At 51.9% G+C, this 13,316-nt stretch carries 12 protein-coding genes; 7 read left to right on the forward strand and 5 right to left on the reverse strand.

Going from position 1 to position 13,316, the window contains the following annotated elements; genetic code table 11:
* Positions 1-92: 92 nt before the first annotated feature.
* The 4 genes from mioC to ravA form a co-directional block, all read right to left on the reverse strand.
* Positions 93-536 carry an FMN-binding protein MioC gene (gene mioC, locus ACJY2G_RS17110; RefSeq protein ID WP_112290852.1) on the reverse strand — a complete coding sequence of 148 codons (444 nt, stop codon included), beginning with the start codon at positions 534-536 and terminating at the stop codon, positions 93-95.
* 88 nt (positions 537-624) lie between these two features.
* Entirely contained in the window at positions 625-1,086 is a 462-nt protein-coding gene (gene asnC, locus ACJY2G_RS17115) for a transcriptional regulator AsnC (RefSeq protein WP_095924057.1), read from the reverse strand.
* 20 nt (positions 1,087-1,106) lie between these two features.
* Entirely contained in the window at positions 1,107-2,576 is a 1,470-nt protein-coding gene (gene viaA / locus ACJY2G_RS17120; RefSeq protein WP_430320944.1) for an ATPase RavA stimulator ViaA, read from the reverse strand.
* A gap of 2 nt (positions 2,577-2,578) precedes the next feature.
* The gene (ravA, locus tag ACJY2G_RS17125) at positions 2,579-4,087 is read right to left on the reverse strand and encodes an ATPase RavA (RefSeq protein WP_120163944.1); all 1,509 of its coding nucleotides are present in this window, start codon (positions 4,085-4,087) and stop codon (positions 2,579-2,581) included.
* 272 nt (positions 4,088-4,359) lie between these two features.
* Here ravA and kup point away from each other — a divergent pair, with 272 nt between their 5' ends.
* The 7 genes from kup to rbsR all read left to right on the forward strand — a co-directional run bounded on the left by kup (position 4,360) and on the right by rbsR (position 12,276).
* Positions 4,360-6,228: a low affinity potassium transporter Kup gene (gene kup / locus ACJY2G_RS17130; protein WP_430320943.1), complete on the forward strand. Its 1,869-nt coding sequence runs from the start codon at positions 4,360-4,362 to the stop codon at positions 6,226-6,228.
* 214 nt (positions 6,229-6,442) lie between these two features.
* Positions 6,443-6,862 (forward strand): D-ribose pyranase, encoded by a 420-nt coding sequence (gene rbsD, locus ACJY2G_RS17135; protein WP_095924061.1) that lies wholly within the window; start codon positions 6,443-6,445, stop codon positions 6,860-6,862.
* 7 nt (positions 6,863-6,869) lie between these two features.
* Entirely contained in the window at positions 6,870-8,375 is a 1,506-nt protein-coding gene (rbsA, locus tag ACJY2G_RS17140) for a ribose ABC transporter ATP-binding protein RbsA (protein WP_120163942.1), read from the forward strand.
* A 6-nt stretch (positions 8,376-8,381) separates the two neighbouring features.
* Positions 8,382-9,353, forward strand: a complete 972-nt coding sequence (rbsC, locus tag ACJY2G_RS17145; RefSeq protein WP_112290846.1) for a ribose ABC transporter permease — start codon at positions 8,382-8,384, stop codon at positions 9,351-9,353.
* A 23-nt stretch (positions 9,354-9,376) separates the two neighbouring features.
* Positions 9,377-10,267 carry a ribose ABC transporter substrate-binding protein RbsB gene (gene rbsB, locus ACJY2G_RS17150; protein WP_112290844.1) on the forward strand — a complete coding sequence of 297 codons (891 nt, stop codon included), beginning with the start codon at positions 9,377-9,379 and terminating at the stop codon, positions 10,265-10,267.
* A gap of 68 nt (positions 10,268-10,335) precedes the next feature.
* Positions 10,336-11,265 carry a ribokinase gene (gene rbsK / locus ACJY2G_RS17155; RefSeq protein ID WP_430320942.1) on the forward strand — a complete coding sequence of 310 codons (930 nt, stop codon included), beginning with the start codon at positions 10,336-10,338 and terminating at the stop codon, positions 11,263-11,265.
* Positions 11,266-12,276, forward strand: coding sequence for a ribose operon transcriptional repressor RbsR (gene rbsR, locus ACJY2G_RS17160; RefSeq protein WP_430320941.1), 1,011 nt, complete (start codon positions 11,266-11,268; stop codon positions 12,274-12,276).
* On the opposite strand, the gene ACJY2G_RS17165 is transcribed toward rbsR, so the two are convergent.
* Positions 12,259-12,948 (reverse strand): FadR/GntR family transcriptional regulator, encoded by a 690-nt coding sequence (locus ACJY2G_RS17165; protein WP_430320940.1) that lies wholly within the window; start codon positions 12,946-12,948, stop codon positions 12,259-12,261. The genes rbsR and ACJY2G_RS17165 overlap by 18 nt on opposite strands.
* Positions 12,949-13,316: the final 368 nt, after the last annotated feature.

The raw sequence follows: 13,316 nt of genomic DNA on the forward strand, positions 1-13,316 counted from the left end.
GAAAAGCGTACAGGAGTTGTTAGAGGGATAACTACGGGTTTTACCCTGCTTTTAAGCATAGTTATCCACATCTGATCGCCTGAAATTTACACTTATTTGATCAAATTAATCCAGTTGATCACCCAAACCTCGGCCGGATCCTCAGGAATTTCGTGTTGAGTCACGTCGATCTCAAGACGATCACCGATCCGTTTTGCCCCTAATGACGTCAGTTTTTGATCCAACGTACCGATCGCGCCACAGAAGGTGTCATATTCACTGCTGCCCAGGCCTAATGCGCCAAAGCGTACTTTAGACAGATCGGGTTGCTGATCTTCCAGCTGCTCCAAAAAAGGTTGCAGGTTATCAGGTAACTCGCCCGCGCCGTGTGTCGAGCACACAACCAGCCAGATCCCTTCCTGCGGAACTTCATAGAGCTCGGGGCCATGGAACATCTGAGTGGAAAAACCGGCTTCTTCCAGTTTCTCAGCCACGTGTTCTGCTACATATTCGGCACTGCCAAGCGTACTGCCACTGATCAGGGTAATGTCAGACATGGTGCTCTCACCCGGGAAAAGGAGGCTATTGTACGCTGTGAATGAGCTGGGATCTACCTGTGGATAATAGGGGTATAGAAATCAGTGCTCAGGGCTGGATGGTACGTGTGATGGGGTTCTGCAGGGAGATCAGCGTCTCGGTTGACTGGATCTCGTCAATTGTCTGGATCTTGTTGATAAGTACATGCTGGAGGGAATCAATCGAGCGGCACATGATCTTAATGAAAATGCTGTAATGCCCGGTGGTGTAATAGGCTTCGACCACTTCTTCTATACTCTCGAGCTTTTTCAGCGCTGACGGATAATCCTTGGCGCTTTTTAAAATGATGCCAATAAAGCAGCACACGTCATAACCCAGTTGCTTGGGATTAACGGTAATATGCGCGCCGGTAATGATACCTGCCTGCTTCATTTTCTCTACGCGGACGTGGATAGTTCCCGGGCTGACCGTGAACACTTTTGCCAGTTCCGCATAAGGGGTACGGGCGTTCTCCATCAATGCATTCAGGATCCCGCGATCCAGCTCATCGAGCTGATAGATTTCAGTCATGGTTATCTTTCTCTGTAGGCTTAATTTCGCTGCCAGCGACGTTGTACGCGGCTTTTAACGCCCGTATCAAAGCGCCAGATGTGATCGAAGATCCGCAGGATTCCGGGCTTGCCATAATGTGACATCGCCAGAGCATGAAAGCGATGCTGCTTTTCTTTTTGCAGCGTTCTGACTTTTCTTTGCACCTCATCAGGCAGGCGCTGGGCGATAAAATCGGAAATGACCACGGCATCGGCATCATGCCATTGTGGTGACGCCAGTTTATCCAGCGTGGCATTCAGACAGGCTGCCAGATCGGTACCGCCGCGAAAATGCTGTCCCAGAAAGCGCAGCGCCTGATCCAGACCGCCGTTGGACGTCAGTTCATAATGGATCACTTCACTGGCGAACAACATGATGTAACAGCGGCGGTTATCCGCCAGTGCAATTTTCAGTAGTGCCAGACAGAATGCTTTGGCGCACTGTTCGTTAAAACCGCCCATAGAACCCGAGGTATCGACGCACACCACAAAAGGCCCGCGCGGTCGTGGTTCCTGTTGCTGATAAACCACCGGGCGTTTAACCACTTTCTCACGCCAGACATCACCTTGCAGCCGATAAGTCATCAGCCGCTTTTCCAGCAGGCGGCGGTAAAATTCGTACTCCAGTTCGGGAAGCCCCAGCGTTACCAGTTCCGTTGGCATCAGGCGCAAAATATCGTCGCTCTGATGGATACCGTTGACTTCTTCCGGTACCGTCGCGGGTTCACGCACCATCAGCCGGTGCGTTTCCATTTTGGCATCTTCATGCGGGCTGGTTTTGACGGTCTGACTGCGCCCCAGCTGTTCGGCCAGATGCATCAGTTCAGGTTGCTGCTGCAGAAATGCCCCGAAACGCGCCAGCGACTGGATATCGCCACGCATGCGCTTTCCTTTACTCATATCCCATAAACGACCGGCCGCCGTATCGTTCTCTGCTAATAAAGGAGAGAGCTCGCTGCTGAGCTCCAGGCGTTGCAGCAATTCTTCCTGCAGCTGCTCCTGTTCCTGTTCCAGTAACTGCTGATGAACGGTCACCGTCTGGAAGGTCAGATTCAGGCGCCAGCGCTGCAGGAACAGGGTCTGAAAGCTGTTGCCAGTTTTGGCGGTGCGGGAGGCTTCATGATTCTCCTGCAACGTTCGGGCTTCTGTGGTGAAAGGGGAGCTTAGCCGTTCAAGCTCTTCAAGAAGCGCAGGCAGTTCCGACTGAAAAGTAACGGCATCAGTCTGCTGGCAATGCTGATAAAGATAGAATTCTTTCGCCAGATCTTCCGGAACAGGGGTTTCGTGGATCCTCTGGCGAAGGCGCATCTTCCATTCGGGAAGATCTTTGGTCAGCGCCCGTTTGAGACGTGGGAATTTCTTGAAGAAAACCGCCATTGCCGGTGCCGCCAGCAGGCCGATGATCGATTCCTCAATCAGTTCAGCCTCGCTGATGGCCAGCAGAAGATCCAAAGACTCCAGACTGAACATGATCAGTGTCCGCTGAACGTCTGTTGCTGATGACGCAGCTGTTCAGATACCTGCAACAGGCTGGCCTCTATTTTTGCCATCCATTCTGCCGGCACAAACAGGCAGTTTTGCTGCTGGCCGAATTCATGCCTTTGCTGAGCCAGTTTTGCGGTGAGATCGCTGAGCGTATTTTTCATCTCATCGGGAACGGCAATATGCTCATGTCCTGGCAGGGTCAGCGGTGTGCTCTGACGACTCACATCCAGCACCAGCAATTGCTGTTTATCGTCGATTTCCAGATCAACGGTCTGAGCAAAGCCAATGCCATTGATTTTGGCTTTCAGTACGCCCCCTTTATTGAGCCAATCCTCCAGAACGATACGTTCAAACAGCAAATGCGTGACTTTAATGTCATGCAGATGCAAAGGCGTTTGCAGTAATAATGTCAGGCTGGTGGTGGTCATCGTGTCAGGCAGGGAGTATTGCGGCTTGCGGCTGAATATTCCGGCTTTTTTGCTCAGCTTGATGGACTGCTGTGAGCTTTGTTGCTGCTGATGCTGCATCCATTGCTGATTAAGCTGCTGGATTTTCATCAGCAATGTTTGCTGCTGAAAAGCCTGTTCGGTGATCAGCTGTTCGATCTGCGTTTGCAGCAGGTTATAGGTGTTCAGGTCGTGCCATAAACAGTCTTTGAGCAGGATCAGATCGACTGGCGTGATCGCATTCCGGCCGCTGAAGAAGGCGCAGGCCTGCAACAGACGCAGGGCTTTTTTCCAGCGACGGTCGGAGACATAAGGCGCGGTATCCAGGGCATCAAGACGCTGGCGCAACTGGAAAATCAGTTCAAAGCAGCTGTCTGAAAGCGTAACTTTGTCGATTTCCGGCTGCCATTGTTGGTATTCTTCATCGCTGATACTCAGGGACTCTGCCACCGGATTGGTGCTTTCATTATTGCGGCTGGTGAGCAGCGAGCGGAAATTTTGCTTATCCTGCACTTTATCCAGCCACAGACGGATCAGCATACGGTCATACAGCGCTTCCAGACCGCCGTCGGCTTCAGGCAATTCGTTAGACGCACTGACCAGCAGGCGCATCGGAATAGGGGCTTCGCGCTCGCCATTACGGAAACGACGTTCGTTGATGGCCGTCAGTAGCGTATTAAGGATGGCAGGGCCTGCTTTCCAAATTTCATCAAGGAAGACAATTTCAGCTTCCGGCAGATAACCTTCGGTCAGACGCAGATAACGGCCTTCATCTTTCAGGGCCTGAATCGACAGCGGACCAAAGACTTCTTCCGGCGTGGAAAAGCGCGTCATAAGATATTCAAACGCGCGGGCGTGACGGAAGGCAAATTTCAGACGGCGGGCAATCAGACTTTTTGCAATACCCGGCGGGCCGAGCAGGAAAACGCTTTCACCGCACAGTGCGGCCAGCAGGCAAAGTCGTATGGCATCCTGCCGCTCGTACAGGCCATGTTCTAGTGCGTTAGCAAGACGGGCGATCCGTTCTGCCAGAAGGGGAGATTGCGCCATACTGTCTCTTCCGGTTTCCATTTAGTTGTTGAATAGTGTACTGGGTTCTTATGAGAAGCTACGATTATTTTTATCGTTATAGCTTGTTGATTACTAAAAATTTTCTATTATCAAAATTGTGACCCCGTTCATCTGAACCCTGGTTTAGCTGCACATTTAAGGGTAGGCAATCAGATTTATTCGTGCATACTGTGCGCCTTTTAGTGGGCATCATAAGACTGAGCGCACGCATCGCTTACAGATGTTCGAGCAAAAAAGAAAAGAAACGAAATATGAGCACTGAACATAAACGGTCACTCCCAGCAGTAACCCTGGCCGCCATTGGTGTGGTCTATGGCGACATTGGTACCAGTCCTCTCTATACCTTAAGAGAGTGTTTTTCCGGTCATTATGGTTTCAACGTTGAACCCAGCGTCGTTTTTGGTTTTCTTTCTCTGATTTTCTGGATGTTAATCCTCATTGTTTCGCTCAAGTACCTCACGTATGTGATGCGGGCGGACAACGCAGGTGAGGGCGGTATTCTGACGCTGATGTCTCTGGCGGGCAGAAACACTTCGGCACGCACCACCGCCGTACTGGTCATTCTCGGCCTGATTGGGGGAAGCTTCTTCTATGGTGAAGTGGTGATCACTCCGGCTATTTCTGTTCTTTCCGCGATGGAAGGTCTGGAAATCGCAGCACCTTCACTTGACCCCTATATTGTCCCTCTTTCTATTACTGTCCTGACGCTGCTTTTCATTATTCAGAAACACGGCACCGGCATCGTGGGCAAACTGTTTGCGCCGGTGATGTTGTTGTGGTTCCTGACGCTGGCTGTTCTCGGCGTCAACAGCATCATGCAGAACCCTGAAGTACTTCGCGCCATGAACCCGATGTGGGCGGTTAACTTCTTTGTCGAGCATAAGTCGTTTTCCTTCCTGGCGCTCGGTGCGGTTGTTCTGTCGATTACCGGCGTGGAAGCGCTGTATGCGGATATGGGGCACTTCGGGAAATTCCCGATCCGTCTGGCCTGGTTCACCGTCGTGCTGCCTTCTCTGGTGCTTAACTACTTCGGTCAGGGCGCATTGCTGCTCAAAGATCCGGAGTCGATTAAAAACCCGTTCTTCCTGCTGGCACCTGACTGGGCTTTAATTCCGTTACTGGTGCTGGCGACGCTGGCGACTATTATCGCGTCTCAGGCTGTTATCTCCGGAGTGTTCTCCCTGACCCGTCAGGCTGTGCGTCTGGGCTATCTGCCGCCGATGCGCATTATTCACACCTCAGAAATGGAAGCGGGTCAGATTTATATCCCGGCCATTAACTGGCTGCTGTATTTTGCGGTGGTTATCGTTATCGCCAGCTTCGAGCATTCGAGCAACCTGGCGGCGGCATACGGTATTGCTGTGACCGGTACGATGGTGCTGACCAGTATTCTTTCCTGTACGGTGGCGCTTAAAAACTGGCACTGGAAACCGTTCCTGGTGGGGCTTTTGCTGATCGGTCTGCTGTTTATGGATATCCCGCTGTTCGCGGCGAATGCCACGAAACTGTTCTCCGGTGGCTGGTTGCCGCTGACGTTGGGTTTGTGCATGTTTATCGTTATGACTACCTGGAAAAGCGAGCGTTTCCGCCTTATGCGCCGCATGAACGAGCACGGCAACTCTCTTGAAGCGATGATTGCGTCTCTGGAGAAATCCCCGCCGGTTCGCGTTCCGGGAACCGCGGTGTATATGTCCCGTGCCATCAACGTCATTCCGTTTGCCTTGCTGCATAACCTCAAGCACAACAAAGTGTTGCATGAACGCGTGGTACTGCTGACGTTACGCACCGAAGATGCGCCTTATGTGCATAACGTCCGGCGCGTCACCATCGAACAGCTTTCTCCGACGTTCTGGCGTGTGGTCGCGAGTTACGGATTTAAAGAGACGCCGAATGTGGAAGAGGTTTTCCACCGCTGTGGTCTGGAAGGGCTGCCATGCCGGATGATGGAAACCTCATTCTTTATGTCGCACGAATCGCTGATCCTGACCAAACGCCCGTGGTATCTCTACTTCCGTGGCAAGCTCTTTATGGCGCTCAGCCGTAACGCCTTACGCGCACCGGATCAGTTTGAAATTCCGCCTAACAGGGTGATCGAACTCGGTACGCAGGTAGAAATTTAACACTAATTTCTGCCGTCACAGGGCACCTTCGGGTGCCCTGTTTTATTTTCGCTTTCTCGTTTCTGAAACGACTAACTCAAATTTCCCTGCGGTTTCTGAATCATTCAGCGAAACGTTTCGACGCTGATCACAATTCCATCACTTGTCCGTTGCCATGCGTGATGAAGTTAATAAACTCATCCGTGAGCGAAACGTTTCGCTGTAGGAGTTCACAATGAAGAAGTCACCGCTGTTAAATGCCGAAATCTCACATGTTATTGCCCGGTTAGGTCACACCGATCAGCTGGTTATTGGCGATGCCGGACTTCCGGTGCCAGCAGCTTGCCAACGCATCGATCTGGCTCTGACCCAGGGAGTTCCCACCTTTTTACAAGTCTTAGAGGTAGTGACACATGAGATGCAGGTTGAGCGGGCTATCCTCGCCGAGGAAATCCTCACTAAAAATCCTCAACTCCATGAAGCGTTGCTCGCCCAATTGACACAACTCGAACAACACCAGGGAAACACCATTGCTTTGGATTACGTCAGTCATGAGGCATTCAAAGCGCAAAGCGAAAAAAGTCGGGCTGTGATCCGCAGCGGGGAATGTTCGCCTTACGCGAACGTTATTCTGTGTGCCGGCGTAACCTTCTGAGGCCTTTATGCAACCTTTGCTGCAACTGACAGGCATTGATAAAGCCTTTCCCGGCGTTAAAGCACTTTCCGGCGCGGCGCTCAGCGTCTATCCGGGACGTGTGATGGCGCTGGTGGGAGAAAACGGCGCGGGCAAGTCCACCATGATGAAAGTGCTGACCGGCATCTACCAGAAAGATGCCGGCTCAGTACATTTTCTGGGCAAGGAAGCGGCGTTTAATGGCCCGAAAGCTTCTCAGGAAGCCGGAATTGGCATCATCCATCAGGAACTGAATCTGATCCCACAGCTGACCATCGCTGAAAATATCTTCCTGGGCCGCGAGTTTGTGAACGGTTTTGGCCGCATTAACTGGAAAAAGATGTATGCCGAAGCCGATAAACTGCTGGCGCGCCTGAACCTGCGCTACAAAAGCGATCGTCTGGTTGGCGAATTATCAATTGGCGATCAGCAGATGGTCGAAATTGCCAAGGTGCTGAGCTTTGAGTCGAAAGTCATCATCATGGATGAACCCACGGACGCCCTGACCGATACCGAAACCGCCTCTTTATTTAGCGTGATCCGCGAGCTGAAAGCCGCAGGCTGTGGCGTGGTGTATATCTCCCACCGCATGAAAGAAATCTTTGAAATCTGCGATGACGTGACGGTATTCCGTGACGGGCAGTTTATCGCTGAGCGTCCGGTCAGTTCGCTGGAAGAAGACACGCTGATTGAAATGATGGTCGGCCGCCGTCTCGAAGAACAATACCCGCGTATTAATCATCAGCGCGGTGCGTTGCGTCTGCAGGTGCGTGATGTCAGCGGTCCGGGCGTGGATAACGTCAGCTTTGATCTGCACAGCGGCGAAATTCTGGGGATTTCCGGTTTGATGGGCGCAGGCCGTACTGAACTGATGAAAATTCTCTACGGTGCATTGCCGCGTAAAAGTGGCTATGTGTCGCTTGATGGACGCGAAGTGGTCACGCATTCACCGCAGGACGGACTGGCAAACGGCATCGTTTACATCTCAGAAGATCGTAAGCGCGATGGCCTGGTACTCGGTATGTCAGTGAAAGAAAATATGTCACTGACTGCGCTGCGCTATTTCAGCCATGGTGGCGGACGTCTCAGGCACGCGGAAGAACAGCAGGCCGTTGGCGACTTTATCCGTCTCTTCAATATTAAAACGCCGTCGATGATGCAGACAATCGGCCTGCTTTCCGGTGGTAATCAGCAAAAAGTGGCGATTGCCCGCGGATTGATGACGCGGCCAAAAGTCCTGATCCTCGACGAACCGACGCGTGGCGTTGACGTCGGTGCCAAAAAAGAGATTTACCAGCTTATAAACCAGTTCAAGCGCGAAGGGCTGAGCATCATCCTGGTTTCCTCAGAAATGCCGGAAGTGATCGGCATGAGTGACCGTGTTTTGGTGATGCATGAAGGTCATTTAAGCGGTGAATTCCCGATAGAACAGGCTACGCAAGAAGTGTTGATGGCAGCCGCTGTCGGCAAGCAATACGGCGTGACGCAGGAGTAATCAGATATGAGTTCTCAGACATTGCCAGCCAAGAAGCGCTGGATCAGTAAAGAGTGGTTGTTGGAGCAAAAGTCTCTGATTGCGCTGCTGGTGTTGATTGCCGTGGTTTCTTCCATGAGCCCGAATTTCTTCACGCTCAATAACCTGTTTAACATTCTTCAGCAGACGTCGGTCAACGCCATTATGGCGGTCGGCATGACGCTGGTGATCCTCACCTCAGGTATCGATTTATCCGTCGGTTCTTTGCTGGCGCTGACCGGCGCGGTGGCAGCCTCGATTGTCGGGCTGGAAGTGAATGCATTAGTCGCGGTGGCGGGAGCTTTGGCGCTGGGTGCCGCCGTCGGTGCGGTGACCGGGGTGATTGTCGCCAAAGGCAAAGTGCAGGCGTTTATCGCCACGCTGGTCATGATGTTGCTGCTGCGCGGTATCACGATGGTGTACACCAACGGCAGCCCGATCAGCACGGGTTTTAATGATGTTGCCGATGTCTTCGGCTGGTTTGGTATCGGCCGCCCGCTGGGCATCCCGACGCCGGTCTGGCTGATGGCGGTGGTGTTTATTGCGGCCTGGTACATGCTCCATCACACCCGCTTAGGACGTTATATCTACGCGCTGGGCGGTAACGAATCCGCAACGCGTTTGTCAGGTATCAGCGTCGATAAAGTTAAAATTATCGTCTACTCCCTGTGTGGTTTGTTGGCGGCTCTGGCCAGTATCATCGAAGTGGCGCGCCTGTCTTCTGCGCAGCCTAACGCCGGTACAGGTTACGAGCTGGATGCGATTGCCGCAGTGGTATTAGGGGGAACCAGCCTGTCCGGGGGTAAAGGACGCATTGTCGGAACGCTGATTGGGGCACTGATCCTTGGCTTCCTGAATAACGGTTTGAACTTATTAGGTGTTTCTTCCTACTACCAGATGATCGTAAAAGCAGTTGTCATCCTGCTGGCGGTACTGGTGGATAACAAAAGCAACAAATAACCTCTCCTACAGGACTTATGACCATGAATATGAAAAAACTGGCTGTCTGGGTTTCCGCCGCAGCGATCACCGCTTCTTTCAGTGCTAACGTTCTGGCGAAAGACACCATTGCGCTGGTCGTTTCTACTCTGAACAACCCGTTCTTCGTTTCCATGAAAGACGGCGCGCAAAAAGAAGCGGACAAACTGGGTTACAACCTGGTGGTACTTGATTCTCAGAACAACCCGGCGAAAGAACTGGCGAACGTGCAGGATCTGACCGTTCGCGGCACCAAACTGATGCTGATCAACCCGACGGATTCTGATGCGGTAGGTAACGCCGTTGCGATGGCAAACCAGGCGAAAATCCCGGTGATCACCCTTGACCGTCAGGCAACCAAAGGCGTTGTCGCCAGCCACGTGGCTTCTGATAACGCCTTCGGCGGCAAAATGGCCGGTGATTACATCGCTAAGAAACTGGGCGAAAATGCCAAAGTTATCGAACTGGAAGGTATCGCCGGTACGTCTGTTGCCCGTGAACGCGGTAAAGGTTTCGCTCAGGCGGCTGAAAAACATCATTTCCAGATACTCGCCAGCCAGCCTGCTGACTTCGACCGCACCAAAGGTCTGAACGTGATGCAGAACCTGCTGACCGCGCATCAGGATGTGCAGGCCGTGTTTGCTCAGAACGATGAAATGGCGCTGGGTGCATTGCGTGCCCTGCAGACTGCCGGTAAAACGGATGTACTGGTCGTAGGTTTTGACGGCACCGAAGACGGTATTAAAGCGGTTAACAGCGGTAAAATGGGCGCGACTGTGGCACAGCGTCCTGAGCAAATCGGTGTGATCGGTGTTCAGACTGCAGATAAAGTGCTGAAAGGCGAGAAAGTTCCGGCTGTTATCCCTGTTGATTTGAAACTGGTTGCTCAGCCGTAATACCCTCTTTATTTATGCTGTCACTGCGCCTCCTTCGGGGAGGCGCTATTTAACTCAGGGATCTCCACATGAAGACAGGCAAACTGGTGGTACTCGGCAGTATCAACGCTGACCACATTTTGAATATCAACCACTTCCCGCAACCGGGCGAAACGGTTATCGGTAAGCAATACACCGTAGCCTTTGGCGGTAAAGGGGCGAATCAGGCTGTTGCAGCCGGTCGCAGTGGCGCTGATATTTCTTTTATTGCCTGTGTGGGAGATGACGATATTGGCGAGCGCGTTCGTAAACAGCTGGTCAGTGATCATATTGATACGCAACCCATCGAAGCCATCAAAGATACAACCACCGGCGTAGCGCTGATTTTCGTGAATGCGGAAGGTGAGAACGTTATCGGTATCGATGCGGGGGCGAATAAAGCTGTGACGCCCGATTACCTTGATCGCTATAAACAGCAGGTCATTGGCGCATCAGCATTATTAATGCAGCTGGAATCGCCGCTTGAGACGGTGATTGCGGCGGCGAAGATTGCCAAAGACAACGGAACGCAGGTGATCCTCAATCCTGCTCCGGCCTGTGAATTGCCCGATGAGTTGCTGGCGCGGGTGGATATGATCACCCCGAACGAAACCGAAGCTGAAAAGCTGACAGGAATTAAAGTCGATAATAATGAAGATGCCGCACGGGCCGCGAAAGCGCTGCACGACAAAGGCATCGGGACTGTCATCATTACGTTAGGCAGTAAAGGCGTCTGGCTGAGCCAGAATGGTGAAGGTAAGTTAGTGGCCGGATTCCGTGTAAAAGCCGTCGATACCATTGCGGCCGGCGATACGTTTAACGGCGCGCTGGTGACAGCATTGCTGGAAGGCAAACCGATGGACAGTGCGGTACGATTCGCACACGCGGCAGCGGCGATTGCAGTGACGCGTCCTGGTGCGCAACCTTCCGTGCCGTGGCGTAAAGAAATCGACGATTTTCTTGCACAACAGGAGGCCTGATTGGCCACCATGAAAGATGTCGCCCGCCTCGCGGGCGTTTCAACCTCGACAGTCTCCCATGTGATCAACAAGAATCGTTTTGTCAGTGAATCTATCGCTGACAAAGTGAATGCCGCCGTTGAACAACTCAATTACGCACCTTCCGCGTTAGCGCGCAGCCTGAAACTGAACCAGACACGTACTCTCGGCATGTTACTGACTGCCAGCAGTAACCCTTTTTATTCAGAAGTGGTGCGGGGTGTTGAGCGTAGTTGCTATGAGCGCGGATACAGTCTGATTTTGTGTAATACCGATAATGATGCAGAACGTATGAACCGTAGCCTCGAAACGTTGTTGCAAAAGCGGGTCGACGGGCTGCTTATCATGTGTACGGAAAATCACCGGCCTTCAAAAGAAGCGATCAGCCGTTATCCGTCATTACCGATTGTGATGATGGACTGGTCACCCTTTGATGGCGCCATTGATATCATTCAGGATAACGCCTTGCTAGGCGGGGAAATGGCGACAGAGTTTTTAATCCGTCAGGGTTACCAGCGTATTGCCTGTATTACCGGCCCGCTGGATAAAACTACCGCGCAGGAACGGCTGAGTGGATATCGTCAGGCTATGGATAAAGCAGGTCTGAAGATTTTGCCCGGTTATGAAGTGAGTGGTGATTTTGAATTTGAAGGCGGATTAGCCGCGATGCAGGAGTTGCTGGCGCTGCCCGAACCGCCTCATGCTGTTTTCGCTGGCAACGACGCAATGGCAGTTGGCGTTTATCAGGCGCTTTATCAGCGTGGATTACGTGTTCCCGATGATGTGGCAGTTATGGGCTACGATGACATCCAGCTGGCGCAATATATGATGCCGCCGCTGACCACCATTCATCAGCCCAAAGACTCGCTGGGCGAACTGGCCGTCGATGCTTTATTACATCGGTTGCAGGACCCGGATTCCGAGCCGCAAGTTTTAGTGCTCACGCCGGAACTGGTCGTGCGTCAGTCCGTCGGATCATACATCGGTAAGTAACAGCCTCTGGCATTCCAGAAGGGCGGTAATGGCATCACCGGCAAGAACGGCATCCGTCAGCCGCTGGTGATGTTCCAGCTTAATCACTTCATTGCCGGTAATCGCCCGAAAATAGCTTTGATACACCGAACTGAACAAATTCGAGAAAGACGTCAGGAATGGATTCTTCCCCGCCTCATAAATCAGCTGATGAAACTGGGTATCGACCGTTATCCAGCGTTCCCGATCAAAGCTGTTATGCAGCTGGCGCATTTCATACATATATAGAGAGAGCTGATGCTTTTGTTCTTCACTTGCAGAAAGTGCAGCTAGCGCACAAGCCTGCGGTTCGAGAGCCCGGCGTAGTACGATAAAATGCGCCATCACCTGATCGAAGTTTTCGCGTGTCATCCACCAGGTCAGTAATTCCTGATCGAGAAAATTCCAGCTCGATTGAGGCATTACCCGGGTACCAATCCGCGGACGGGGTAAAAGCATTCCTTTTGCGGTCAGTGTTTTTACTGCTTCACGTACCGCTGTCCTGCTGACGCCAAAAATCTCCCCTAACTCATTCTCACCAGGAAGGATTGCACCTTCCGGATACTCGCCAGACAAAACGCGTTGTGCAATTTTCTCTGCCAGCAGATAAGAAAGGTTGCGCTGAGCCGCTTGCTGATGGGCATTAAGTAACATGTAAGGTATTCCTGAATGTTTTTCTCTTATTATAAAGGAGAGTTTACTCCAGCCTCTGGTCTAAAACTGGTGTGTTTTACGCTGAAATAGGTCGCTATTTGTCCGTTTTGGGCGAAATTGTTTAATTTGCGAACGGTCAGTAAATTATTTGAAATTAGGGGTTGCGGCCTTCTGAGAACTCCCTATAATGCGCCTCCACTGACCGGGAACAACGACTCCTCTAACGAGAACCAAGTCGCCCAGTCAGGAAGATTCAACCCGGTGAAAACACCGCATCTTGTAAAAGAAAATGGTTGACTCTTCAGGGGGAAAGAGTATTATCTGCCTCCCACGTTGCTGAGTTAAGTCTCGCAACGTACGCTCTTTAA

Source organism: Rahnella sp. ATs2 (assembly GCF_051851855.1).
Taxonomy (GTDB): Bacteria; Pseudomonadota; Gammaproteobacteria; order Enterobacterales; family Enterobacteriaceae; genus Rahnella; species Rahnella variigena.

Excerpts from the sequence above, each read along its gene's own strand:
- rbsC (WP_112290846.1), top strand. The coding sequence starts at position 8,382 with ATGAGTTCTCAGACATTGCCAGCCAAGAAGCGCTGGATCAGTAAAGAG.
- viaA (WP_430320944.1), bottom strand. The coding sequence starts at position 2,576 with ATGTTCAGTCTGGAGTCTTTGGATCTTCTGCTGGCCATCAGCGAGGCT.
- ACJY2G_RS17165 (WP_430320940.1), bottom strand. The coding sequence starts at position 12,948 with ATGTTACTTAATGCCCATCAGCAAGCGGCTCAGCGCAACCTTTCTTAT.
- rbsK (WP_430320942.1), top strand. The coding sequence starts at position 10,336 with ATGAAGACAGGCAAACTGGTGGTACTCGGCAGTATCAACGCTGACCAC.
- ravA (WP_120163944.1), bottom strand. The coding sequence starts at position 4,087 with ATGGCGCAATCTCCCCTTCTGGCAGAACGGATCGCCCGTCTTGCTAAC.
- rbsD (WP_095924061.1), top strand. The coding sequence starts at position 6,443 with ATGAAGAAGTCACCGCTGTTAAATGCCGAAATCTCACATGTTATTGCC.
- kup (WP_430320943.1), top strand. The coding sequence starts at position 4,360 with ATGAGCACTGAACATAAACGGTCACTCCCAGCAGTAACCCTGGCCGCC.
- mioC (WP_112290852.1), bottom strand. The coding sequence starts at position 536 with ATGTCTGACATTACCCTGATCAGTGGCAGTACGCTTGGCAGTGCCGAA.
- asnC (WP_095924057.1), bottom strand. The coding sequence starts at position 1,086 with ATGACTGAAATCTATCAGCTCGATGAGCTGGATCGCGGGATCCTGAAT.
- rbsB (WP_112290844.1), top strand. The coding sequence starts at position 9,377 with ATGAATATGAAAAAACTGGCTGTCTGGGTTTCCGCCGCAGCGATCACC.
- rbsA (WP_120163942.1), top strand. The coding sequence starts at position 6,870 with ATGCAACCTTTGCTGCAACTGACAGGCATTGATAAAGCCTTTCCCGGC.